Raw genomic sequence first — 22,617 nt, forward strand, 5'->3', positions numbered from 1 at the left:
GCAGGGTGTCGGGTGACCGTTCAATTGGCTCGCGAATGCGCGCCTTCAGTGGAGGCTATTACAAGCTCAACGGACGATTGGACGCTTTGAGGAACTCACGCTTGAGCGCTTCAAACGTGTGAACCGCTGGGAATTGTGGGAACTCGCGGATCACATTCTCTGGCGCATGAAACAGGATGCCTGCATGGGCTTCACTGAGCATGGTGGTGTCGTTGTACGAGTCACCCGCCGCAATCACTCGGTAGTACAGGCTCTTGAAGGCAAGCACCGACTGACGCTTGGGGTCTTTCTGGCGCAGCTGGTAATCAACCACGCGGTCAGTCTCATCGGTAACCAGCTTGTGACACAGCAAGGTGGGGAAACCTAACTGACGCATCAGCGGCTGGGAGAACTCATAGAAGGTGTCTGACAAAATCACCACTTGAAAGCGTTCGCGCAGCCAATCGACGAACTCCACTGCGCCCTCCAGCGGCTTGAGTGTGGCGATCACCTCCTGAATATCAGACAGCTTTAAGCCATGTTCATCCAGAATGCGCAGGCGCTGCTTCATCAGCACGTCGTAATCGGGAATATCCCGGGTGGTCGCTTTTAGCGATTCGATGCCAGTTTTTTCCGCGAAGGCGATCCAAATTTCCGGGACCAGTACGCCTTCCAGGTCGAGACACGCGATTTCCACAGGACACTCCTAGCTTGGATTTATGACAGAAGGCGGCACTCTAGCGACTCGCTCCACGCGGTGCAATGCAGCACTTATATCCAAATCAGAGCACTACTACGACACAAGGTTATTTAGCCGTATAAGCGGCTTTTGCTACCATCGCCGCACACGGCGCGCAGCGTCAGATTAACTAGGAATTCAGCCCGATGAGCCTCCCCTTTGATGCTACCGAACTGGCGGCGGACTTCGCCGACAAGTCGCCACAGGACATTCTCAAACTCGCTTTTGAACACTTCGGTGATGAATTGTGGTTGTCCTTCAGCGGCGCCGAAGATGTAGTGCTGGTCGACATGGCCTGGAAGCTCAACAAGAACGTCAAGGTATTCAGCCTCGACACCGGTCGCCTGCACCCAGAGACCTACCGCTTTATCGATCAAGTACGCGAGCATTACGGCATTAGCATCGACCTGCTCTCGCCTGATGCAACTGCACTAGAACCCTTAGTCAAGGCAAAGGGTTTGTTCAGCTTCTATAAGGATGGCCATGGCGAATGCTGCGGCATCCGCAAAACCGCTCCGCTTCGGCGCAAACTCGCCACCGTTAAGGCTTGGGCCACCGGCCAGCGCCACGACCAGAGCCCAAGCACTCGTAGCCAAGTGGCCGTGGTCGAACTCGATGCCGCCTTTTCTACAGCGCAAAACACCCTGTTTAAGTTCAACCCATTGGCGCAGATGAGTAGCGAAGCTATATGGGCTTATATCCGCATGCTTGAACTGCCTTACAACAGCCTGCATGAACGCGGCTTTGTCAGCATCGGCTGTGAGCCCTGCACGCGGCCGGTGCTGCCTAATCAGCATGAGCGCGAAGGCCGCTGGTGGTGGGAAGAAGCCACACAAAAAGAATGCGGCCTGCATGCCGGCAATCTGATTGCCAAGGGTTGAGGGTAAAAGCGCAAACATTCCCATAAAAAAAGGCCAGTCACTGACTGGCCTTGCTTATTGCTCATCTCAATCAGCTTTGATCTGCTTGCCGCTGACGGCGTGCCATGTAGCGCTCCACATAGGAGCACGATGCAATCACGCTGTAGCCCATGCGCTCCGCATATTGCAGGGCATGTTCAGTCAACGCGGCAGCGACGCCTCGCCCACGCAGGGAGTTGGGCACAAAAGTACGGTAGATATCCAAGGTTTGCTTGCCAAGGTCCATATAAGCCAAATAGGCCCGATCACCGTCCACGGTGGTCTCGAATTGATGGCCTGCAAGGTCATGGTGAACCGTCAATGCCTCGCTCATAGCAACTCCTCTGTTAACTCGGTAAACCCTTTCCACCTGTATGGCAAACGGCTTATCGCATCTTTACCCATTAGGTTGTAGCCAGTTATGACCAGCTTATCAGGCCAAAACCTACGAGGTCACGTGAATCAAGGACTTAGATCACACAGCAAGGCATTGAGCCGCTTCCATGACGCGGCCGCCACCAAGACTATTACGCGGCACTCAACCATGATCTGCGTTTATGCGAGCGTGCAGCGAAAAGTATCGAGCTTAGCGCTTGCAGGCATTTTTAATGATTAACGCTGTGGCAGATACTTTCGCAACAGCATAAAGAACGGTTACTCACGTCAACGTTGCTTATTTTTTACTCAAAAAACAGGCTGCATATGACAGGCATGGCAGTAATCAGAAAAAAACCCATGCGCCTTGCCTTCGTCACATTTACTTACTGCCGGTTACAGGTAGTATGTACGCCGGCTAATTTCCCACTATCGGGAGTTTGCTTTTATGGAAAAATTCCACCTCAAGGGGAACACGATGAACAACGTTCTGAAATTCTCTGCTCTGGCATTGGCCGCAGTTCTGGCTACCGGTTGCAGCAGCATGTCCAAAGAAACTGAGTCCCGTTTGACTGCAACTGAAGATGCAGCCGCTCGCGCTCAAGCCCGTGCCGACGAAGCCTACAGCAAGGCTGACGAGGCTATGGCAGCTGCTCAGAAGGCTCAGCAAACTGCTGACGAAGCCAATGAGCGTGCTCTGCGTATGCTGGAAAAAGCCAGCCGCAAGTAAATAGCTCACAAGGCTATGAAAAGCCGACCCAGTTTCTGGGTCGGCTTTTTTATTGCGCAAATGACCGTTACGGTTGTGCTAAAGCCGTTCACAACGGCAATCAAGCCGTTGGCGAGTAGCGAGCCTAGATGACAATAGGTCGGCGCCCCGCAATCGAGTGCGCTAAGGTGCCGCCATCAACCAATTCCAGCTCACCGCCGAGCGGCATGCCATGGGCAATGCGCGACGCGATTAAGCCTTTACCCGCCAACAGCTGAGCAATGTAATGGGCGGTGGCTTCGCCCTCGACCGTTGGGTTGGTCGCCAGAATCACCTCGGCAAAACCACCCGCAGCGATCCGTGCCAGCAACTCAGGAATACCAATCGCTTCTGGGCCGAGCCCATCGAGCGGTGATAAATGCCCCTTGAGGACAAAGTAGCGGCCACGAAAGCCCGTATGTTCGACCGCATACACATCCATTGGCCCCTCAACCACGCACAGCACACTGTCATCCCGGCGCGGATCAGCACAGAGCTGACACTCATCATCTTCACTGAGGCTGCGACACTGCTTACAGTGGCCAACCCCTTCCATGGCCTGCGTCAGCGCCTGGGCCAAGCGCAGCGCCCCAGAGCGATCACGCTCAAGCATCTGCAAGGCCATACGTTGAGCGGTTTTTTGCCCAACGCCGGGAAGAATGCGCAGAGAATCAATCAGGTGGCGGATCAGCGGGCTGAAACTCATGGAGAAATACTCGGCAACGACGAAGACTCAAGCGTTTACTGCGCCTACCAAGCTGTTCAGCTATTAGTGGCGCAAGGCAAAGGCAGGTACAGGTTGAGGACACCCATACCTGCCTGAGGCACATACATGTGCGATGCCCGGGTGTTGTTTAAAACGGCATCTTAAAGCCTGGTGGTAGTTGCATGCCTGAAGTCATACCCGACATTTTTTCTTGGCTGTTGTGTTCAATCTTGCGCACCGCATCGTTCACCGCAGCGGCGATCAGGTCTTCGAGAATTTCTTTGTCTTCCTGCATCAAGCTGTCATCCAGGCTGACGCGCTTAACATCGTGACGCCCCGTCATGACCACACTGACCAGCCCAGCACCGGACTGACCGGTCACTTCGGCGTTCGCCAGCTCTTCTTGCATCTTCTGCATTTTTTCTTGCATTTGCTGGGCCTGCTTCATCAGGCCGGCCATGCCGCCACCTTTCATCATGGTGTAAGTCCTCGGTAATTAGGGGTTAACGGAAGTGTCTAGGGGTTCAATGCTGTCCGCGCGAATCACCGCAGCGAACTGCTGAATCATTTGTTGAATCACAGGGTCTTGATGGATCGCAGCCTCAGCATCACGCTGGCGATTAGCCCGTTTGTGCGCTGCCGCCTGCCCTGGCGTCTCCTGTTCAGGCTTACACAACTCGATCAATACCGTGAGTTCGCGGTCATGAAATTGGTTAAGCGCTTCATTAAGGCGCCGCTGCTGAGTAAGGTTAAACAGCGCTGCCTGAGCAGGATCAAGGTGCAACAGCCAGTTATCGCCCTCAACAGAAATCAATGTGCAGTTGGCGCCGATACTGCCAGTCATCCCAGATAAACCGAGTTTGGGGAATAACTCCAGCCAATCAGCAGCAAGCCCCGTCGCCGGTTGCGCTGCGGGTAATACCTCAGGCTCGGCAGATGCGGCGCTTTCCACTGCGTCAAAATCATAATCAAACGACTCGGCGTCCATCTCGACATAGTCGTAGTCGCCCAGCGGTGGCTCGTCGTCATCTGCATCCGTATCAGCCGACAGCAACGGCTTGACTGCTACGGGCTCAAGCATTGCTGGGGGCGACGCTTCAGCTCTTATATCGGGCGCTGTCGGTGCGGCAGGCGCTTCAACTTGAATATTCGCTGCTTGCGCCTGCTCTTCCCAAGGCAGATTGACGACAGCTGCCACTGTAGGTGCTTCATTTATGGGCGCAGCCTGTGGCGCCGGTTCTTCTAACTCCACCGGCGTCGCATCCATAACCGGCATAACGATTTCAGCTGCTTCAGAGGATGCGACAGGTGTTACGGCAGAGAGCGCCTGGGGCGCAGGTGCCGTGGCCTCAACAACATGGACCTGGGCGGCGACAGCAGCATCGGCCACTGGGTTGCTCGTGGGATCAGCGGTGGCCTGACTAATCCCCAGCGGCTTTAGCGCTACCCTCGGCACATCATGGGTATCCGCTGGGCGGAATGCCAACATGCGTAACAGCACCATTTCGAAACCGCTACGTGGATCAGGTGACAACGGCAAATCTCGGCGGCCGATAAGACCCATTTGGTAATAGAACTGTACGTCCTCGCTGGGCAGAACCTGCGCCAGCTCAAGCACTCGTTCGCGGTCCCCTTGGCCATTGTCTACCGCCTCAGGCAGAGCTTGAGCTATCGCCACACGGTGCAGTACGTTGAGCATTTCGGACAACACGCCATTCCAGTCCGGGCCCTGCTCCGCCAAATGACGCACTGCTTCAATCAGCCCTCGGGCATCACCTTCCAGCAAGGCGTGCAATACGCCGTAAACCTGCCCGTGGTCGAGAGTACCTAGCATGGCCCGAACATCAGCCGCCAACACCTTGCCTTCACCGAAGGCAATCGCCTGATCGGTCAAGCTCATGGCGTCGCGCATGGAGCCATCTGCCGCGCGCCCAAGTAACCAGAGCGCATCGCTTTCAAATGGAATCTGCTCGGCAGCCAGAACATGACTGAGGTGATCAACCACTCGCTCAGGCGGCATGTTCTTTAGCGAAAACTGCAAGCAGCGCGACAACACCGTGACCGGTAATTTCTGTGGATCAGTGGTGGCCAGAAGGAATTTGACGTGGGGCGGCGGCTCTTCCAGCGTTTTCAACAGTGCGTTGAAGGAACTGGTTGAGAGCATATGCACTTCGTCAATCAGGTAAACCTTAAAACGCCCGCGGCTGGGTGAGTACTGCACGTTGTCGAGCAACTCGCGGGTGTCTTCTACTTTGGTACGGCTGGCAGCATCGACTTCAATCAAATCAATAAAGCGGCCTTCATCAATCTCTTTGCAGATCGAACAAACGCCACAAGGCGTTGAACTGATTCCAGTTTCACAATTCAGGCACTTAGCAATAATCCGCGCGATAGTGGTTTTGCCGACACCGCGAGTGCCCGTGAACAGATAGGCATGGTGCAGACGCTGACTGTCCAGCGCATTGATCAGCGCCCGAAGCACATGAGTCTGACCCACCATTTCATTGAATGAGCGTGGACGCCACTTGCGTGCAAGAACCTGATAACTCATCGAAACCCGTCACAAGAGGAAAGCAAAAGTGTGGCAATCCTAACGGAGCATGGGCCAAATTGCATCTGATGCGCAGCCCAGCAACACCCTCTGTGCATGATTAAACATAAATGAGCTGGCTTAAAATCAACCAGCTGGGTATAGTCCACATCGTTAGTACCACGCTGTAAGTCAATTAGGCCTTTAAGCCCCCTCGATGGATTTCAAGTAAGAGCGCATGACCTAACCGGGCATGCCGCGCAGCTCTAGCTCACGACCCAACCTGCTGACTGATCTGGCCGTCCCGCGCAAGCGCTGACTCAAGCCCGCCTCCGACGTACCGACCCGCACACAGCCACCTCAATTGGAACTTGTGCGTGTAGTCCAGCTCCTATCTGAACATGTAGCCGATCACTTATATCGACCGCCTGGAGCTCTATTTAGCGCAATGACGCGCCCGCTGTTTTAGGAAATACCCAAAAATGAATACTCAAAACCAAATTCAGGATGCCATTCGCACCCTATCCAGTGCATTTGCACCGTTTGACTGCCGCATCCTTGCCGCCCGCAAAGGCAGCTTCAGCTTCACCATCGTCAATCATGCCGGTATCGCCCAGCACAGCCAGCGCCTTTATCCTGGTCAGTACAGCGGTGCACACCTGCAACAAGTCATTGAGCGCGCACGCCAGTCCCTGACCGCTTAATTGCTCAGATAGGCGAACCATTGACCATCCTAGAGGTCTGAAACAATCACCCTCAGGATGGAGCACCCTCATGGATAACATTAACCGCGAACTCGTTGAGCAGCTCTTCTCTCCCTTGCGCGCCACATTCAGCCTACCCCGCCCAGATGGTGGCGTGGTCCTCTCGTTACTGGATGCAAGCGACGCCACAGCGTATAGCCGTGTGCTCAGCCCAGCCCAACGCACTGACCCTCAAGCTTTTGCGCAAAGCCTTGAAGACATCCGTCTTGAGCTGGCCATGCGCTCCGGCAGCATCCCCGCCGATATGCGTAAAGCGCTTAAAGAACAAGACAGCGTGCTCAGCTACCACACCGACTAGCCGCAGTAAGAGCCTCGCTCACCGGCGCGGCTCTTGGCCGGCCTGAATTTGTGCGCAAGCCAATAGGCACGACGTTTTTGCAAGTGCACTTACCTAGCCGATGACAACCTTTAGCTGTAGTCAAGCTATTGGATGGCCCGTTGAGTAACACTGGAAAATATGCACGCCGCTGGCTATTGCACAGCAATGAGCTTGGCTGGCAGATAAGGCGATTTATTAGGGCGGAAACTAGATTGGCCGCTGCTCAAGTATTGAGCGATGCCAAAGAGATGATGGAGGCAGCCCCACCAGCCACACCTCGGCACACGATGTAACCGCTTCGGCTGCTCCCTTCCAGGCCTGACCGGGTTAACGGTTGATCGTTGCGAGGGGACCGGCAGGACCACCATAACGCAGCTCACCAGAAGCGAGCCGCGTCATTGTACCGGCTTAAAACGAAGTTACAACCGCTGTAAACGCCTAACCCATTGAATCGATTACTACACACGAAACCGCCCCACCAGCTTACTCAAGCCATGCGACAACTCAGAAAGCCGCTGGCTGGCTTGAGCACTTTGCTCAGAAGTTTGCGCGGCTTGATTGGACAAGTCTCGAATATCATTGATATTGCGAGCAATCTCTTCGGTCACACTGCTTTGCTCCTCACAGGCCGTCGCGATCTGGGCCGTCATGTCATTGATACGCATAACCGAGTCACTGGTGTCGGTGAGCGCCTGATCCACACCGGCCGCCTGCTCGACACTTTGCCGTGCTTTGCTGCTGCCTGAATGAGTGGCCTTAACGGCATTCTGCACACCGATCTGCAGACGCTCGATCATCTCCTGAATGTCCTTGGTCGACTCTTGCGTACGTGCCGCCAGTGCGCGCACCTCATCTGCCACCACGGCAAAACCACGGCCCTGCTCACCCGCACGTGCCGCTTCAATTGCAGCATTTAGGGCCAGCAAATTAGTTTGCTCAGCGATACCACGGATAACGGCCAGCACTGTGCCGATACTGGTCGCTTCTTGCTCAAGGGTCTGAATGGTGATTGAAGCGCTTTCGACTTCCTGTGCGAGCTGACGGATGGAGTTGATCGTAGCGCTTACCACTTGCGCACCGTCACGAGACTGAGCCTCGGCGCTGCGTGCGGCATCTGCTGCATTTTGCGCATTGCGCGCCACCTCATTCACCGCAGAACTCATCTCGGTTGCGGCAGTACTGACTTGATCAACTGCCGCATGCTCACTGCTAATCAAACGATCATTAGCGGCGGCCATCGCGGCCAAATTTTGCGCAGCGCTTTCGACCTCCCCAGTAACTCGACTTACCTCCTTAATTAGTGGCTGCAATTTATCCAAAAACCGATTGAAAGCATGACTGAGCTTGCCCAACTCATCGTTAGATAACACCTCGATACGCACCCGCAGATCGCCATCACCATCGGCGATCTGTTCAATACGGTTGAGTAAATTGTGCAACGGCTTAGTAACCAGAATCGGAAAACCCACTACCAGCACGAGGCAAACACCTAAACCGATTGCGATGATCACGCTTTGTTGCCAACTCAAGGTTTCTCCGAGCTCAATGGCCGCAAGCCCTTCAGCATTAGCGGCGGCATCATCCATCTCGCCTAGTTTGTCGATCGCGTCACGCATCATTTCAAACTGCTCTTCGCTGCTACTGAAGCTCAATGCGCTGGCTGCTTGTGGATCACTCACCGCCAGTTGCAAGACTTTCTGCGAGGTCGCCTTCCAGCGCTCAAACCCCGCATCAAATTGCGCAACCAATTGCATCGCTTCGCTGCCAGGCTGCATATCCGCAAATGTGTGCACACGGTCATACGCTTGCTGCAGGTTTTCGCTGTGCGAGGCAGTTAGCGCCTGCCCATAAGCAGCTGCTCCCTGGCTGAGTAAGCTGCGCTCGGCAACGAATGCTTGATAAAGATCACGGTCCGCATTGAGCAGCAGGCTGATGCCCGGCAAAAAACGATTCGTCAGCTTGGTGCTGGAATCAGCGACTTGATTTATCCCTCGTATACCCAGAGTACCCATGGCAACGAGCAATACAGCCAAGAGCAAAATCGGTAGGGCAATTTTCCAACGAAACCCTAAATTAGCGAATGCTCGTAACATGCTGGCATCTCTCAAATAATGGATAAGTAAAATCAGCGTAGACCAGTGATGATTGAACGATGTAAAAAGCGTTCGGCTTTGTTTGTCCAGCGTTGCACCCCTAACCCACCCTACTAAAGCTCCCTGCCACAGCCCTTCGCCACTGGAGTATTCTTGCCCATATGGCCCATCCATTTCTGAGGAAGACTAACGTGGCAATCACCAAAGACCAGCTGATAAGTGATATCGCAGAGGCGATCGACACGCCGAAAAGCACTGTGCGCGCAGCACTTGAACAACTGAGTGAGATTATCAGCGACGCACTGGAGAACGGTGATGAAATCACCCTGCCTGGGATTGGCAAATTTAAAGTGAGTGAACGCCCTGCTCGAACCGGCCGCAATCCGCAGACCGGGCAGGCGATTCAAATTGCAGCGAAAAAAGTCGTCAAATACGTGCCTGCAAAAGCACTGAGCGATGCACTTAACAGTTGAATTGGCGTTGAGAATGCAAAGGCGCCCGAACAAGGGCGCACTTTCGCGGCAGCATTATCAGCATTTACCTTAAGACTAAACCTTTGCCTGCTCTAAAGCGGGCATTGTTCCACGCGCACGCACCAATCCTCAGCTCAGGCGTGACGTCGACCTACGCACGATTTTGATCGAATGCTTGAGGGTCGGTTTTTGGGTGACGCTGACAGCCTTACGACTCACCGTGTCGATGGTGATATTCCAGAAGCCGCTGCTGGGCACGGCGATTTTCGCCGGGAAGGTGTCAAAAGCGCCACCGTGATAGGTATGGCGGCCGCCATTCTTGAAACTGCGAAAGTTAGCATCGCTCATCAGGCGAATGTTGCAGGTCTGCGAGCACTCAATCACGACAAGGTCGTCTTCGTTAAGGTGTTCGCGCTGGTGTATAAATTTCATCTACCGCTCCGCACAGCTAGGTCAGTCCAATCAGGCCACTATTATGAGTGTCGGGCGCGGCTTGAGCAAAGGCTAAGCCTTATGCAATCGCCCAGCACGTGCCGCCGCAACGCGTACCACCACAACTAAGCTGGTGGTAGCATGCGCACCCCATGCATATCCACGATCTTCACCAACGCCTGACTGACCTCGGTGCCAAGCCCATGCACATTGGGCGCATCACCCGTGCCTGGCTGCGCGGCATGCCGTTGGACACCGGCACACGCAATCAAAAAACTGAGAACTTCCTGCCGCTGGCGGTGCGTAATGCCCTGCCAGAGCTGAGCCGTGAACTTGATCAGTTGGCGCGACTGAGCGCCGAACACCCCGGCAGCGATGGTTCGGCACGCCTGCTGGTGGAGCTGAGTGACAAACAAATGGTAGAAAGCGTGCTGCTGCCCCGTGATGGTCTCTGCGTATCCAGCCAAGTGGGGTGTGCGGTGGGCTGCGTGTTTTGCATGACGGGTAAAAGCGGGCTGCTGCGCCAGCTGACAACCAGCGAAATACTGGCTCAAGTGGTGTTAGCACGGCGCTTTCGACCCGTGAAAAAAGTGGTCTTCATGGGCATGGGTGAGCCGGCGCACAACCTCGACAATGTGCTGGAGGCGATTAACCTGCTCGGCACCGAAGGGGGTATCGGCCAGCGCAACTTGGTGTTCTCCACCGTCGGCGACCCGCGGGTATTCGAGCGTTTGCCGCAGCAGCAGGTCAAACCAGCTTTGGCCTTATCACTTCACAGCACAGACGCTGAACTGCGCCAGCAACTGCTGCCGCGCGCCCCGCGCACCAACCCAGAAGAGCTGGTCGAGCTGGGCGAAATTTATTCGCGACAGGTTGATTATCCGATCCAGTACCAGTGGACGCTGCTCAAGGGCATCAACGACAGCCAGGCAGAAATGGACGGCATCCTGCGTCTGCTAAAGGGTAAGTACGCGATCATGAATCTGATCCCCTACAACAGCCTTCAAGATGACGAGTTCCAACGTCCGGAGGGTGATCGTATCGTGCAAATCGTGCGCTACCTGCACAGCCGCGGCGTGCAGACCAAAGTGCGTAACTCGGCCGGCCAGGATATAGACGGCGGGTGTGGCCAACTAAGGGCTCGGGCTACTGAGTTACTCAGCCAACGTAAAAGTCGCACTTAGCCGATAACCGCGCTTTTTATGGCGCAGCCACAACGCCCTGCGGCCATGAATAAACACGACGCCGCCAGGCTGCACGGGCATTTTTACCAACCTGTTATGGGCACAAAAAAGCGGACAACCCTTTCAGGCTGTCCGATTCAGTTGTACCGGTAGGTTAACTGCTCACACGGCCAACTTTACCTATCAGCTGGTGCGGATCAGATAATCGAATGCACTCAGCGACGCTTTGGCGCCCTCGCCGATAGCAATCACGATCTGCTTGTATGGCACCGTTGTCACGTCACCGGCGGCGAAGATACCCGGCACATTAGTGCTGCCTTTGGCGTCGACGATGATCTCACCTCGTGGCGACAACTCGATCGTACCCTTGAGCCAATCACTATTAGGCAACAGACCGATCTGTACGAAAATACCTTCCAGCTCGATGGTGTGCAGTTCTTCAGTGCCGCGATCTTTGTAGACCAAGGCGCTAACCTTCTGGCCGTCGCCTTTAACTTCGGTGGTCAGTGCACTTTTGATAATGGTGACGTTGCCCATGCTGTTGAGCTTGTTCTGCAACACCGCATCAGCGCGCAATTGGCTGTCAAACTCGATCAGCGTGACGTGGGCAACAATACCGGCCAGATCGATCGCCGCTTCCACTCCGGAGTTACCGCCACCGATTACGGCCACACGCTTGCCCTTAAACAACGGGCCATCGCAATGCGGGCAGTAAGCAACGCCCTTGCCTCGGTATTCCAATTCACCAGGCACGTTCATTTCTCTCCAGCGTGCGCCGGTGGCGAGAATGAGCGTTTTAGCTTTCAGTGAAGCGCCGTTCTCGAACTGTACTTCATGCAGCTCACCGGCATGCTTACCTGGGATAATGGCGCTGGCACGCTGCAGATTCATGATGTCCACTTCGTACTGTTTAACGTGCTCTTCCAACGCACGGACCAGCTTTGGACCTTCGGTTTCCTGCACCGAAATAAAGTTCTCGATCGACATAGTATCGAGCACTTGGCCGCCAAAGCGTTCAGCTGCAACACCGGTACGAATACCTTTGCGCGCCGCATAAACAGCCGCTGCAGCGCCTGCTGGGCCGCCGCCTACTACCAGAACATCAAAAGCTTCTCTGGCATTAAGCTTCTCGGCATCACGCGTTGAGGCACTTGTATCAATCTTGGCGAGGATTTCTTCCACACCCATGCGGCCTTGGCTGAACAGTTCGCCGTTCAAGTAAATGCTCGGCACCGACATGATCTGACGTTCTTCGACTTCCGCCTGAAACAGCGCACCGTCAATCGCTACATGGCGAATATTCGGGTTAAGGACCGCCATCAGGTTCAGCGCCTGCACCACATCTGGGCAGTTCTGGCAGGACAGCGAGAAGTAGGTTTCGAAGCTGAAGTGGCCTTCAATAGCCTTGATCTGTTCAATCACATCCGCTTCAAGCTTGGAGGGGTGACCGCCAACTTGCAGCAGCGCCAGCACCAAGGAGGTAAATTCATGGCCCATGGGGATACCGGCGAAGCGTAATCCGATGTCTGCACCCGGGCGATGCAGCGAGAAAGAAGGCTTGCGGTCATCGCTACCGTCTTCACGCAGGGTGATCTTGTCAGTCAGGCTGACGATGTCGTGCAGCATTGCACTCATTTCTTCAGATTTGTCGCTGTCATCAAGGGACGCGACGATCTCGAACGGTTGAATGACCTTTTCTAGGTAGGCCTTCAATTGGGCTTTAAGCGTGGCGTCCAACATGATTTAAGTATCCCTTTGACAAAATTCAGAAACAAAAACGCCCGGACGGATTGCGCCCGGGCGTTCGGGCACTCTAGAGGCTGGGTTACAGCCCTTAAGCGCAAAGACCAGCAGATAAAACACAGCGGGAAACGTGATGCATAACCGCAGGAGTTTCCCGAATGTATTTAAATCTTGCCAACCAGGTCCAGCGACGGAGCCAGGGTCTTCTCGCCTTCTTTCCACTTAGCAGGGCACACTTCACCTGGGTGAGCGGCAGTGTACTGAGCAGCTTTTAGCTTGCGCAGGGTTTCCGACACGTCACGGGCGATTTCGTTGGAGTGGATTTCAACGGTTTTGATCATTCCGTCTGGGTTGATCAGGAAAGTACCGCGCAGCGCCAAACCTTCTTCTTGGATATGCACACCAAACGCGTTGGTCAGGGCGTGGGTCGGGTCACCGATCAGCGGGAACTTAGCCTTGCCTACTGCAGGCGACGTCTCGTGCCAAACCTTGTGCGAGAAGTGAGTATCGGTGGTAACGATGTAAACCTCGGTACCGGCCTTCTGGAACTCAGCGTAGTTGTTGGCGGCGTCTTCAATCTCAGTTGGACAGTTAAAGGTAAAAGCCGCTGGCATAAAGATCAGTACCGACCACTTGCCCTTCAAGGACTGCTCGGTCACTTCAATGAACTTGCCATTGTGAAAAGCGTTGACCTTGAACGGTTGAACTTGGGTGTTGATAAGGTTCATCTCTGCTTCCTTCTGAGGGGGTTAAGAATTCACGGGGCCCATGTTAGCGCCTTCTGCAAAAAAAGCTTATTGATTGCCGCCATGGTTTCGATTGAGAGAGTCAATCGAAACTAGGGTTCAGACCAAGGCTGGGTCTATTACCAGCACCAACTTACCGTTGACCTGATTACTTGCCAAGGCAGCAAATGCAGCTTCGGCATGCTGCAGCTCAAAAGCCTGTTGAAGTTGCGGCTTAAGCCGCCCTTCGCTAAAGAGTGGCCAAACAAATTGCTGCAGGTCGCGCAGCAAATCTGCCTTGAACTGCTCATCGCGGTTACGCAGGGTTGAGCCGATCAGCTGAATGCGTTTGCCCAATATCACAGCCAAATCCAGCTCAGCCTGGCGACCACCAAGTAAACCAATGTTCACCCAGCGGCCGTCTACCGCCAGCAACTCTTGGTTAAGTGCGGCATAACTACCGCCCACAGGATCAAGAATCACATCGAAGGGCGCAAAATCGCGCAACGCTTGCAATTGTTCTTCCCCGCGCAGTACGCCGCCTTGGGCACCTAAACTCTCACAGTAGGTCAAGCGCTCCGCCGAACCAACACTGACCCAGCTTGGACTGCCAAACGCCTTGCACAACTGGATAGCCGCCGAACCGACACCACTGGCACCGGCGTGGAGCAACACCTTCTGCCCAGGTTTCAGGCCCGCCAGCTGAAACAGATTGAGCCAAGCGGTCGCATACACCTCCGGCAATACCGCTGCTTCATGCAACGTTAGCCCGTCAGGAACCGGCAGTGCGTGACGCGCATCAACCACCACCTCCTCAGCCATACCGCCGCCGCTCAACAGTGCACAAACGCGGTCGCCCACTTTCCAGTCACAACCGGCGCCAACTTCACTGATGACACCCGCGCATTCCAGCCCGAGCACCTCACTAGCACCTGGCGGCGGCGAATAGAGACCGGCGCGCTGTAACAAGTCGGCGCGGTTGAGTCCTGCGGCTGCGACACGGATACGAATTTCCCCCACATCGCAGGTCGGAGTTGGGTATTGCCCCCATTCCACACGGCCTTCAACGCCTTGCAATGCCTTCATGCTGCCTCCATAGTGCATTGAACCCAGCCCGACGCTAACCGCCGGGCTTTTGTATTGCGCCGATGGAACCTGGCGCCTTAAAGACGGCCTAATATGCGTTATCAATTGCCCACACGTCGAATTAACATGAAGCGATCCTTACTCAGCATCACCCTCGCCTTTTCGTTTGCCCTAAGCGCCTTGCCGCTCGCCGCGAAAACCAACAGTGGCGACCCTTGGGAATACCTGCAGCCTGATCGCGAGCAAGTCATCGCCAGCCTTAACGTCGTTGAGCTGTTGAAACGCCATCACTACAACAAACCGCCGCTGAATGATGAGCGCTCGGAAAAAATCTACCAGGGCTACCTGAAGATGCTTGATCCCTCGCGCAGCTACTTTATCGCCTCAGATATTGCCGAGTTTGATCAATGGCGGACACGCTTTGATGACCTGCTGAGAAATGGCGATCTGCAGCCAGGCTTTGCTATCTACAAGCGCCACTTGGAGCGCTTGGAGGGTCGCTTGCAGTTCACCCTTAATATGCTTGAACAAGGCGTCGGTAAGATTGATATGGACAGCGATGAAAGTCTGCTGATCGATCGCGAAAATGCTCCATGGGTTAAAGATGTAGCTGAACTGGACAACCTTTGGCGCAAGCGGGTGAAAGACGAAGTGCTGCGTTTGAAAATCGCCGGCAAAGAACCCAAAGCTATTGAAGAGCTGTTGACCAAGCGCTACAAAAACCAGCTTGCCCGGCTGCAGCAGACTCGCGGCGAAGATGTGTTTCAGGCGTATATCAACGCCTTTGCCATGTCCTATGACCCGCACACCACTTACCTGTCGCCAGACAATGCAGAAAACTTTGACATCAACATGAGCCTGTCACTTGAAGGCATCGGTGCGGTTCTGCAAAGCGATAACGAACACGTCAAAGTGGTGCGCTTGGTACCGGCCGGTCCAGCGGAAAAGAGCAAGCAGATTGCGCCTGCTGATAAAATTATCGGCGTGGCTCAGGGCAGCAAGGAAATAGTCGATGTGATCGGCTGGCGGCTGGATGAAGTGGTCAAGCTGATTCGTGGCCCGAAAGGCTCGCAAGTGCGCCTGGAAGTGATCCCGGCGAGTAACGCGCCGAATGATCAGACCAGCAAAGTAGTCTCCATCACCCGTGAAGCGGTCAAGCTGGAAGAGCAAGCTGCGAAAAAATCCATCCTTAATCTCAAGCATGACAACCGTGACTACAAACTGGGGGTGATCGAGATACCGGCCTTCTACCTAGACTTCAAGGCCTTCCGCGCGGGTGACCCGAATTACAAAAGCACCACCCGTGACGTCAAGCGCCTGCTGACTGAACTGGAGAAGGAAAAGGTCGACGGCGTGGTCATCGACCTGCGCAATAATGGAGGCGGCTCGCTGCAGGAAGCCACCGAGTTGACAGGTCTGTTTATTGATCAAGGGCCGACCGTGCTGGTGCGCAACAGCGATGGTCGCGTTGATGTACTGGCCGACGAAAACCCCGGCATCTACTACAAAGGGCCAATGGCCGTGCTGGTCAACCGCCTGTCAGCCTCCGCTTCAGAAATTTTCGCCGGTGCCATGCAGGATTATCACCGCGCGCTGATTCTCGGTGGCCAGACTTTCGGCAAAGGCACCGTGCAGACCATCCAGCCGCTTAACCACGGTGAACTTAAACTGACCCTGGCTAAGTTTTACCGCGTCTCCGGGCAAAGCACTCAGCACCAAGGGGTGATTCCTGATATTCAATACCCGGACGTAATGGACACCAAGGAAATTGGCGAGAGCGCGCTGCCTGAGGCACTGCCATGGGACAGCATCAAACCGGCGATGAAACCAGAGCTAGACCCGATCAAGCCATTCTTGGCCGAACTGCAACGCCGCTTTGAGAGTCGTACCGCACAGAACCCAGACTTCACTTTCGCCCGTGAACGTCTGCAATTGGCGCAAAAACTGATGCTTGAAACGACGGTCAGCCTCAATGAAACCAAGCGTCGAACCCAGCAGACTGATATTGAAGGTCAACAACTGGCCATCGAAAACAGCCGTCGTCAGGCAAAAGGCGAAACGCTGCTGAGCAAACTCAAAGAAGAAGACGAAGATGCTCTGCCGGTTGAAGATAAAAAAATTCAACCTGAAGATGATGCCTACCTCGCCGAAAGCGGGCGCATCCTGCTCGATTATTTGGGTTTAAATACCCGCTTGGCGAAACAGTAAACAACGAGCGTCATCAAAGGTTCATCAACCTGTCGTGAAATGCGGGGATTGGTAGTAATGCCAATCCCCGTTTTTTATGCACAGAGAGCCGTCATGATCGTCACCGAGCAGTTCAGCGCGCTGGACAACATCCTCGCCAATGGCGACCTGCACAGCCTGTTTCAACCCATTTTCTCGCTCTCAGAACGGCGCATTCTTGGCTACGAAGCCCTTAGCCGCGGCCCGTCCAACAGCGTTCTGCACTCCCCCATCAACTTGTTCGCCGTGGCGCGAAGTGCTGGGCGCCTGAGTGAATTGGAGTTGCTTTGCCGGAAAAATGCCTGTCAGCGTTTCAGCCAACTGAAACTTGAAGGCAAATTGTTCCTCAACGTCTCACCGGACTCGCTGATGGAGCCCAAGCATCAACCCGGCCGCACGCTGCAACTTTTACAAAGCCTAGGCATTCCACCCAGCAGGGTGGTCATCGAGTTAACAGAGCAATCGCCCACTGATGACTTCGCTCTGCTCGACAAGGCCCTGCACCACTATCGCGCTATGGGGTTTTCCATTGCGTTGGATGACCTTGGTGCGGGCTATTCAAGCCTGCGGCTATGGTCTGAGTTGCGCCCTGATTATGTGAAAATTGACCGTCACTTTATTGATGGCATCCATCAGGACGCGGTTAAACGTGAATTCGTCGGTTCAATCCTGAAAATGGCTAAAGCCTCCCGCGCCCAAGTGATTGCCGAGGGTATCGAACTGCCTGAAGAGTTGAGCGTACTGGCCGAAATGGGTGTCGACCTGCTGCAAGGCTATCTACTTTGCCGCCCGCAGGAAGTGCCACCGTGTGACACCGCCAACTTGCTGCCCAGCCCAATAGGCGCTAACCCGCTGAGCGAGGATGTCAGTGACCTGCGTGGCCTGCTCAAATTTCAACAAGCAGTGGCCTTGGGCACGCCTATCAGCGCGGTACTGGAAATGTTCCGTGCTCAGGCCAATCTGAACTCCTTGGCTGTACTTAATGAGGCCCAGCAGCCTGTCGGCATCGTGCATCGTCATTCACTGGCCGAGGCCTTACTGAAGCCATTTGCCAACGAACTATTCGCCAGAAAGCCGATCAGCCGCCTGATGAGTGATGACTACCTAGCTGTTGAATGCAGCCAGTCACTGCAGCAGGTGAGCCGCCTGCTCACCAGCCGCGCACGACAGCGTATCGAAGAAGACTTCATTATCATGGAGGACAGCTGCTATATCGGGCTCGGCCGGGTGATCGATGTGCTCAAGCTGATCACCGAACTAAAGATCCAGCAGGCCCGCTACGCTAACCCACTGACTCTGCTGCCGGGCAATGTGCCAATCCAGCAATGCTTAACGCGCTTGCTGCTGCAGGGCCGTGAAGCCGTGGTGTGTTATGTCGATATCGATAATTTCAAGCCGTTCAACGACATCTATGGCTACGCCAAAGGCGATGAGGTGCTGCTAAGTTTGGCGCAGTGCCTAAATGACCGCGTTGACCCAACGCGGGACTTTGTCGGCCACATTGGCGGAGATGACTTTCTGCTGGTACTCAGCTCTCAGGACTGGCGCGCACGATTGAATCGCCTGCTGGAAGATTTCCAGAGCCAATGCCGCCGTTTTTATCGTGAAGAAGACCTGCATGCGGGCTGCTTTGTGGCCCACGACCGCAACGGCAAACGTCAGGAATACGCCTTGCTGTCTTTGTCATTGGGGGTGGTACACGTGCATCCCGAGCAATGCGCAAAGCTTGACGCTAACCAACTGGCCGCTCTCGCCTCTGAGGCCAAACGCCATGCCAAGGCTGTACCGGGCTACAGCCTGCACATCATTGATACCCAAGCTGACACGGCGGCTTAAGCGAGCACACTTACTCGCGCAATCAGAGCCCGCTTAGTTGCCTCGACAATTGGCTGAAATGTTCAGCTTTTTCCGCATCGGCGGTAACACCCGCCGCGCCAGTGCGGTACAACTCTGCTAATCGGTAAGCGGCGGCTGGGTGTTTTGCCTGTGCAGCTATTGTCCACCAGCCGATAGCCTGCGGTGCGTCAGCGCTGTGCTGGGGGTCTCCCGCCAAACTCAGTGCGCCAAGCTGATAAGCCGCCTTGGCATCGCCCGCGTTGGCGGCCAACCCGAGTAAACGCCGGCCTTCACTGCGTGCGCCAAGGCCTTGACCGCGAAACAGCAGGATATGCCCGTAGAAACTTTGCGCTTGGGTATCGCCAAGCGCGGCCATGCGGGAAAACTGCCCTTCTAACCAACGCCAGCCGCGCGGCTGTTTGACTAACCACGCCCAATGAAACAGGCGACGCGCCACTAAATAGCCGATGCGTGCACGCAGTGGACCGAACATCAGACCTCTCCTGGATAGCTGAACTCAAATACGCGGGCGACTTCAGCAGCGTGCCAAGAAGCGGCAGCGATACCGTCGGATGCGCCCGTAAAACGCCCCAGGCGGCTGACGCATTCAAAGAAACCCGTACGCGGTAAACGGCTTGCACCTTGGCTGATGACCAATGCACTGCGCAGTGGACGCTCAGCACGTGCATCCAGAGCAGCTAAGTGCTCTAACGCGGCCGCTAAGGTCTGCATGGCTGGTGTGGGCAGAGCCAAACGTTCGATCAGGGCCCGGTAGGTCACGACATGACGCTGGCGCTGGGCACTTTCGAGCTCACCCAGCAGCGCTTGCCAATGTTGCCGACTGATGCTGACACTCACGGCTGCAGCTCCCATCCGTCAACGCCCAGATGCCAAGCCAGCGCGCGCTGGATGGCCGCATCAGGCTGGCGCTCGCCGCTTTCGATCATGCTTAGATAATGCGGGCTGATACCGACATTACGGGCCAATTGCTCGGCACTCATGCCTTTAACTTCTCGTAACGCCGTCAGCTGATTTAGGCTGGACTTGGGCTGGGACTTCACGGCTGCAGCCACCACAGCTGGGGCCTCAGGCGCACGCCCAGCCGCCTGCAACAATGCTTGATACTGCGCCCACGGCAGCACCGCATACTCTGGTGCGCCATCACGCTCAATCACTTGTACATTCATCTTTTACTCTCCATGCAGAGCATGCGCACCGCTCTCAGCAACTCCAAAACCGGCGTTCATGTTAACAGTCCGCCAGAGCAAAGAGCGTGATCTATACTGCCGTACAACATCAAGCACCACTCAGGGGCAAGCGTTGCGTTCATTCATAGTATTGCTGTTGATTGGCTGCGGTGGCTGGGCATGCGCGGATGAGTTGCGCTGGGGCTTTGCCAGCGCGGACGGTATGCCATATGTAGATGTGCACGCGCAGCAACTACGCGGTGGCTTCATCTATGAATTAGGCCGACAGGTCAGCCAACAGCTGGGCTATCAGGCAGCGTTTGTTGAAACGCCGAACAAGCGCATCGATGAATTTATGCAACGCGGCCGCATCCACGTAATCTGTAATAGCAACCCGCAGTGGATGGGCAACCCAGAGCGCTATCGCTGGTCAGCCCCTCTATACAGTGAAGAGGATGTAGTGCTCACGCACAGTCAGCACGCTCCAATCAATAGCCTGCAGGACTTGTATGGCAAGAGTCTTGGCACCCAGTTGGGTTACGTCTATGACAGTGCCTTAATGGACGCTTTCGCCACAAAGAAAATCAATCGCCAGAACCTGCGCGACCAAGACGCCGGGCTCAACCTGCTGCGCAAACAGCGCCTAGATGCAATCATCAACATGCACCGAACCCTGCGCTTTCAGATGAACCTACACAAAGAAGCGCCGCTGCGGATAAATACTTGGGTGATTAACCGTTATGACATGCACTGTACCTACAGACCACTGCTGCCGGTTAGCGCTGAGCGCCTCGACAATACATTGCTGCAGCTGCGTGATCAGGGCTTGATTAAGAAGCTGCTCAACGACAGTTGAGCCAGATACAGCCCTTACTGCAGTGACCCATTTGTCACCGTGATCGACTCGTCTACTTCTGGCAACCGCTCGACGACCCGCAGCACCTCTGGCGTTTGAGCCGTTCGCCATTGTTGAAACGCCCCCAGCTCTACCTGCCAAGTGCGCATCACCCAAGCCAGAACCGCTAAATCGTCGATAAAGCCAAATCCAAACAACCAATCAGGCAGTGCATCCAGCGGCGTGACGAAATACAACAAGGCCGCTACTACCGCGAGTAATGCCCGAGAGTCTATTTTGCGGTATTCCCCGCGCCACCACGCCAAGCAAAGCGCTTGCATAAGCTTTAGTTGGTCGGCCAATTCGGCAAAGCCACTGCCCAACTTTTCACGCTTACGGGCGGCCGACGACAGCAACGCCGGTAGCCGTCCAGCCTTGAGGAAACGCTTGGCTAAAAACTGGTAACGCGCGAAATTTTTCGGTGCTTTCATCGCCTTCTCCGGGCAAGCCCGCATATCTGCTGGGCCGGCTGTGGTTATCCACCGAAGCTGTGGATAACCTTGTGAATAGTTTCTCTATAAGCCTAGCAAACGCCCAGCCCACGGGGCCTCATCACAGATCGGACATTTTTTGCTCACAGAGTAAAAAGACTTAAAAATCAACAAGTTATAAATTACAAAGAGTTTTTTTCAAGAGCGTTACATTAACCTGTCACAGCCACTATGGGAAATGTGCATAACCGTAACACCTCAGCCACTGCAAGCATCCTTTAAGACCCCCTAGTCAAGCAAAAGGTGCAGGATATGACTCACAAAAACAACAACGCCCCGTCGAGACGGGGCGCCGGGTAAAACAATGAAAATTACTCTTGAGCGGCAGCGTCTTTAATGGCAATCAGCTCCAAGTCAAACACCAGCACGGAATTGGCTGGGATGGCCGGAGTCGGGCTCTGATCGCCGTAGGCCAACTCGCTCGGGATGTAGAGCTTGTACTTCTCGCCAACGTGCATCAGTTGCAAGCCTTCAACCCAGCCTGGGATAACGCCATTAACTGGCAGATCAATCGGGCTACCACGCTCAACCGAGCTGTCGAACACGCTGCCATCGGTTAGCTTGCCTTCGTAATGAACAGTCACCACGTCAGTTGCTTTCGGCTGCACGCCGTCAGCTTTTTTCACCACTTCATACTGTAAGCCGGAAGCGGTAGTGGTTACGCCGTCGCGTTTAGCGTTGTCTTCAAGGAACTTCTTGCCAGCTTTGGCCGACTCTTCGTTCAGCGTTACCATGCGCTCTTCAGCGCGCTTCTGCAGGAAGGCAAAGGCTTCAACAAGCTCTTCATCTTTGAGGCGCTGATCTTTCTTACCAATAGCGTCTTCGATACCCTGAGCAACGGCGCCGGAGTCCAAGTCATCCATGCCTTCTTGAGCCAGGCTTTTGCCCATATTCAGGCCAATGCCGTAAGAGGCTTTCTGTGCTGGAGTTTCTAAGGTGATGTCGCTGGTTTGCGAATCGCAACCTGCGAGAACCAAACCTACCAGGGCAACCGCCGCTGCTAAACGATGCTGTTTCATGCTTGTTCCTTGTCCGGTTAGCCCTAGGGCTTTGGTGTGAAGACGCGAGCTTAGCAGGCCGCTGCAATCACTGGCTACCGTGTTAGGAGGCAGAAAATGTGTATAAGTTCAGATGTTTAGCGAATTAGCGGAGAAGGCTGTTGCGGAGATTTAGCATGTGCCACAGAG

General features: G+C 54.8%; 24 protein-coding genes and 1 other RNA gene. 9 read left to right on the forward strand and 16 right to left on the reverse strand.

Features of this window, described 5'->3' with window-relative positions; translation table 11 throughout:
- Nucleotides 1-58 precede the first annotated feature (58 nt).
- Nucleotides 59-676, reverse strand: coding sequence for a bifunctional phosphoserine phosphatase/homoserine phosphotransferase ThrH (gene thrH / locus WF513_RS09975; protein WP_339079228.1), 618 nt, complete (start codon nucleotides 674-676; stop codon nucleotides 59-61).
- Nucleotides 677-864: 188 nt separating this feature from the next.
- Here thrH and WF513_RS09980 point away from each other — a divergent pair, with 188 nt between their 5' ends.
- Nucleotides 865-1,599 (forward strand): phosphoadenylyl-sulfate reductase, encoded by a 735-nt coding sequence (locus WF513_RS09980; RefSeq protein ID WP_339079229.1) that lies wholly within the window; start codon nucleotides 865-867, stop codon nucleotides 1,597-1,599.
- 70 nt (nucleotides 1,600-1,669) lie between these two features.
- Here WF513_RS09980 and WF513_RS09985 read toward each other — a convergent pair whose 3' ends face one another.
- A complete protein-coding gene (locus tag WF513_RS09985; RefSeq protein ID WP_339079230.1) occupies nucleotides 1,670-1,951 on the reverse strand; it encodes a GNAT family N-acetyltransferase in 282 nt (93 codons plus the stop codon).
- A gap of 519 nt (nucleotides 1,952-2,470) precedes the next feature.
- On the opposite strand from WF513_RS09985, the gene WF513_RS09990 reads away from it, so the two are divergent.
- Nucleotides 2,471-2,722 (forward strand): Lpp/OprI family alanine-zipper lipoprotein, encoded by a 252-nt coding sequence (locus tag WF513_RS09990; RefSeq protein ID WP_339079231.1) that lies wholly within the window; start codon nucleotides 2,471-2,473, stop codon nucleotides 2,720-2,722.
- Between the two features lie 124 nt (nucleotides 2,723-2,846).
- Here WF513_RS09990 and recR read toward each other — a convergent pair whose 3' ends face one another.
- The 3 genes from recR to dnaX form a co-directional block, all read right to left on the reverse strand.
- Nucleotides 2,847-3,446, reverse strand: coding sequence for a recombination mediator RecR (gene recR, locus WF513_RS09995; RefSeq protein WP_339079232.1), 600 nt, complete (start codon nucleotides 3,444-3,446; stop codon nucleotides 2,847-2,849).
- A gap of 148 nt (nucleotides 3,447-3,594) precedes the next feature.
- Nucleotides 3,595-3,924 (reverse strand): YbaB/EbfC family nucleoid-associated protein, encoded by a 330-nt coding sequence (locus WF513_RS10000; RefSeq protein WP_339079233.1) that lies wholly within the window; start codon nucleotides 3,922-3,924, stop codon nucleotides 3,595-3,597.
- A gap of 18 nt (nucleotides 3,925-3,942) precedes the next feature.
- The gene (dnaX, locus tag WF513_RS10005) at nucleotides 3,943-5,997 is read right to left on the reverse strand and encodes a DNA polymerase III subunit gamma/tau (RefSeq protein ID WP_339079234.1); all 2,055 of its coding nucleotides are present in this window, start codon (nucleotides 5,995-5,997) and stop codon (nucleotides 3,943-3,945) included.
- Nucleotides 5,998-6,458: 461 nt separating this feature from the next.
- Between dnaX and WF513_RS10010 the strand changes: the two genes are divergently transcribed.
- Together WF513_RS10010 and WF513_RS10015 are read left to right on the forward strand one after the other, a co-directional pair.
- Entirely contained in the window at nucleotides 6,459-6,680 is a 222-nt protein-coding gene (locus WF513_RS10010; protein ID WP_339079235.1) for a hypothetical protein, read from the forward strand.
- A gap of 70 nt (nucleotides 6,681-6,750) precedes the next feature.
- Nucleotides 6,751-7,038, forward strand: coding sequence for a DUF3509 domain-containing protein (locus WF513_RS10015; protein WP_339079236.1), 288 nt, complete (start codon nucleotides 6,751-6,753; stop codon nucleotides 7,036-7,038).
- A 282-nt stretch (nucleotides 7,039-7,320) separates the two neighbouring features.
- Here WF513_RS10015 and ffs read toward each other — a convergent pair.
- Nucleotides 7,321-7,417: signal recognition particle sRNA small type (gene ffs / locus WF513_RS10020), an RNA gene on the reverse strand.
- Nucleotides 7,418-7,517: 100 nt separating this feature from the next.
- A complete protein-coding gene (locus tag WF513_RS10025) occupies nucleotides 7,518-9,152 on the reverse strand; it encodes a methyl-accepting chemotaxis protein (protein ID WP_339079237.1) in 1,635 nt (544 codons plus the stop codon).
- Between the two features lie 191 nt (nucleotides 9,153-9,343).
- Here WF513_RS10025 and WF513_RS10030 point away from each other — a divergent pair, with 191 nt between their 5' ends.
- On the forward strand, nucleotides 9,344-9,625 hold the full coding sequence (locus tag WF513_RS10030; RefSeq protein WP_339079238.1) for an HU family DNA-binding protein: 282 nt from the start codon (nucleotides 9,344-9,346) through the stop codon (nucleotides 9,623-9,625).
- A gap of 129 nt (nucleotides 9,626-9,754) precedes the next feature.
- Here the strand turns inward: WF513_RS10030 and WF513_RS10035 are convergent, their stop codons facing one another.
- Complete coding sequence (locus WF513_RS10035; RefSeq protein ID WP_339079239.1) at nucleotides 9,755-10,057, reverse strand: DUF1883 domain-containing protein; 303 nt, start codon at nucleotides 10,055-10,057, stop codon at nucleotides 9,755-9,757.
- A gap of 152 nt (nucleotides 10,058-10,209) precedes the next feature.
- Between WF513_RS10035 and WF513_RS10040 the strand changes: the two genes are divergently transcribed.
- Nucleotides 10,210-11,241: an RNA methyltransferase gene (locus tag WF513_RS10040; RefSeq protein WP_339079240.1), complete on the forward strand. Its 1,032-nt coding sequence runs from the start codon at nucleotides 10,210-10,212 to the stop codon at nucleotides 11,239-11,241.
- A 183-nt stretch (nucleotides 11,242-11,424) separates the two neighbouring features.
- On the opposite strand, the gene ahpF is transcribed toward WF513_RS10040, so the two are convergent.
- From ahpF to WF513_RS10055, 3 genes are all read right to left on the reverse strand, one after another.
- Complete coding sequence (gene ahpF, locus WF513_RS10045) at nucleotides 11,425-12,981, reverse strand: alkyl hydroperoxide reductase subunit F (RefSeq protein WP_339079242.1); 1,557 nt, start codon at nucleotides 12,979-12,981, stop codon at nucleotides 11,425-11,427.
- Between the two features lie 167 nt (nucleotides 12,982-13,148).
- On the reverse strand, nucleotides 13,149-13,712 hold the full coding sequence (ahpC, locus tag WF513_RS10050; protein ID WP_339079243.1) for an alkyl hydroperoxide reductase subunit C: 564 nt from the start codon (nucleotides 13,710-13,712) through the stop codon (nucleotides 13,149-13,151).
- 117 nt (nucleotides 13,713-13,829) lie between these two features.
- Nucleotides 13,830-14,795: an NAD(P)H-quinone oxidoreductase gene (locus WF513_RS10055; protein ID WP_339079244.1), complete on the reverse strand. Its 966-nt coding sequence runs from the start codon at nucleotides 14,793-14,795 to the stop codon at nucleotides 13,830-13,832.
- 126 nt (nucleotides 14,796-14,921) lie between these two features.
- Here WF513_RS10055 and WF513_RS10060 point away from each other — a divergent pair, with 126 nt between their 5' ends.
- Nucleotides 14,922-17,003, forward strand: coding sequence for a carboxy terminal-processing peptidase (locus tag WF513_RS10060; RefSeq protein ID WP_339079245.1), 2,082 nt, complete (start codon nucleotides 14,922-14,924; stop codon nucleotides 17,001-17,003).
- Between the two features lie 93 nt (nucleotides 17,004-17,096).
- Nucleotides 17,097-18,857, forward strand: coding sequence for a bifunctional diguanylate cyclase/phosphodiesterase (locus WF513_RS10065; RefSeq protein WP_339079246.1), 1,761 nt, complete (start codon nucleotides 17,097-17,099; stop codon nucleotides 18,855-18,857).
- Between the two features lie 22 nt (nucleotides 18,858-18,879).
- Here the strand turns inward: WF513_RS10065 and WF513_RS10070 are convergent, their stop codons facing one another.
- The 3 genes from WF513_RS10070 to WF513_RS10080 are packed head-to-tail and all read right to left on the reverse strand — an operon-like array spanning nucleotide 18,880 to nucleotide 20,044.
- Nucleotides 18,880-19,350, reverse strand: a complete 471-nt coding sequence (locus WF513_RS10070) for a sel1 repeat family protein (RefSeq protein WP_339079247.1) — start codon at nucleotides 19,348-19,350, stop codon at nucleotides 18,880-18,882.
- Complete coding sequence (locus tag WF513_RS10075) at nucleotides 19,350-19,715, reverse strand: hypothetical protein (RefSeq protein ID WP_339079248.1); 366 nt, start codon at nucleotides 19,713-19,715, stop codon at nucleotides 19,350-19,352. Before WF513_RS10075 ends, WF513_RS10070 begins: the two co-directional genes overlap by 1 nt.
- Nucleotides 19,712-20,044 carry a helix-turn-helix transcriptional regulator gene (locus WF513_RS10080; protein WP_339079249.1) on the reverse strand — a complete coding sequence of 111 codons (333 nt, stop codon included), beginning with the start codon at nucleotides 20,042-20,044 and terminating at the stop codon, nucleotides 19,712-19,714. Before WF513_RS10080 ends, WF513_RS10075 begins: the two co-directional genes overlap by 4 nt.
- Before the next feature lie 133 nt (nucleotides 20,045-20,177).
- Between WF513_RS10080 and WF513_RS10085 the strand changes: the two genes are divergently transcribed.
- A complete protein-coding gene (locus WF513_RS10085) occupies nucleotides 20,178-20,900 on the forward strand; it encodes a transporter substrate-binding domain-containing protein (protein WP_339079250.1) in 723 nt (240 codons plus the stop codon).
- Between the two features lie 14 nt (nucleotides 20,901-20,914).
- On the opposite strand, the gene WF513_RS10090 is transcribed toward WF513_RS10085, so the two are convergent.
- Nucleotides 20,915-21,370, reverse strand: coding sequence for a YkvA family protein (locus tag WF513_RS10090; protein WP_339079251.1), 456 nt, complete (start codon nucleotides 21,368-21,370; stop codon nucleotides 20,915-20,917).
- Nucleotides 21,371-21,741: 371 nt separating this feature from the next.
- Nucleotides 21,742-22,449: an FKBP-type peptidyl-prolyl cis-trans isomerase gene (locus tag WF513_RS10095; RefSeq protein WP_339079252.1), complete on the reverse strand. Its 708-nt coding sequence runs from the start codon at nucleotides 22,447-22,449 to the stop codon at nucleotides 21,742-21,744.
- Nucleotides 22,450-22,617 lie beyond the last annotated feature (168 nt).

The organism is Pseudomonas sp. TMP9 (assembly GCF_037943105.1).
Classification (GTDB): domain Bacteria; phylum Pseudomonadota; class Gammaproteobacteria; order Pseudomonadales; family Pseudomonadaceae; genus Aquipseudomonas.

Coding starts and splice junctions, on each gene's coding strand:
- WF513_RS09985 (WP_339079230.1), bottom strand. CDS start 1,951: ATGAGCGAGGCATTGACGGTTCACCATGACCTTGCAGGCCATCAATTC.
- WF513_RS10060 (WP_339079245.1), top strand. CDS start 14,922: ATGAAGCGATCCTTACTCAGCATCACCCTCGCCTTTTCGTTTGCCCTA.
- dnaX (WP_339079234.1), bottom strand. CDS start 5,997: ATGAGTTATCAGGTTCTTGCACGCAAGTGGCGTCCACGCTCATTCAAT.
- WF513_RS10090 (WP_339079251.1), bottom strand. CDS start 21,370: ATGAAAGCACCGAAAAATTTCGCGCGTTACCAGTTTTTAGCCAAGCGT.
- WF513_RS09990 (WP_339079231.1), top strand. CDS start 2,471: ATGAACAACGTTCTGAAATTCTCTGCTCTGGCATTGGCCGCAGTTCTG.
- WF513_RS10080 (WP_339079249.1), bottom strand. CDS start 20,044: ATGAATGTACAAGTGATTGAGCGTGATGGCGCACCAGAGTATGCGGTG.
- WF513_RS10070 (WP_339079247.1), bottom strand. CDS start 19,350: ATGTTCGGTCCACTGCGTGCACGCATCGGCTATTTAGTGGCGCGTCGC.
- WF513_RS10055 (WP_339079244.1), bottom strand. CDS start 14,795: ATGAAGGCATTGCAAGGCGTTGAAGGCCGTGTGGAATGGGGGCAATAC.
- WF513_RS10010 (WP_339079235.1), top strand. CDS start 6,459: ATGAATACTCAAAACCAAATTCAGGATGCCATTCGCACCCTATCCAGT.
- WF513_RS10040 (WP_339079240.1), top strand. CDS start 10,210: ATGCATATCCACGATCTTCACCAACGCCTGACTGACCTCGGTGCCAAG.
- WF513_RS10015 (WP_339079236.1), top strand. CDS start 6,751: ATGGATAACATTAACCGCGAACTCGTTGAGCAGCTCTTCTCTCCCTTG.
- WF513_RS09980 (WP_339079229.1), top strand. CDS start 865: ATGAGCCTCCCCTTTGATGCTACCGAACTGGCGGCGGACTTCGCCGAC.
- WF513_RS10035 (WP_339079239.1), bottom strand. CDS start 10,057: ATGAAATTTATACACCAGCGCGAACACCTTAACGAAGACGACCTTGTC.
- WF513_RS10095 (WP_339079252.1), bottom strand. CDS start 22,449: ATGAAACAGCATCGTTTAGCAGCGGCGGTTGCCCTGGTAGGTTTGGTT.
- WF513_RS10065 (WP_339079246.1), top strand. CDS start 17,097: ATGATCGTCACCGAGCAGTTCAGCGCGCTGGACAACATCCTCGCCAAT.
- WF513_RS10000 (WP_339079233.1), bottom strand. CDS start 3,924: ATGATGAAAGGTGGCGGCATGGCCGGCCTGATGAAGCAGGCCCAGCAA.
- ahpF (WP_339079242.1), bottom strand. CDS start 12,981: ATGTTGGACGCCACGCTTAAAGCCCAATTGAAGGCCTACCTAGAAAAG.
- recR (WP_339079232.1), bottom strand. CDS start 3,446: ATGAGTTTCAGCCCGCTGATCCGCCACCTGATTGATTCTCTGCGCATT.
- WF513_RS10025 (WP_339079237.1), bottom strand. CDS start 9,152: ATGTTACGAGCATTCGCTAATTTAGGGTTTCGTTGGAAAATTGCCCTA.
- ahpC (WP_339079243.1), bottom strand. CDS start 13,712: ATGAACCTTATCAACACCCAAGTTCAACCGTTCAAGGTCAACGCTTTT.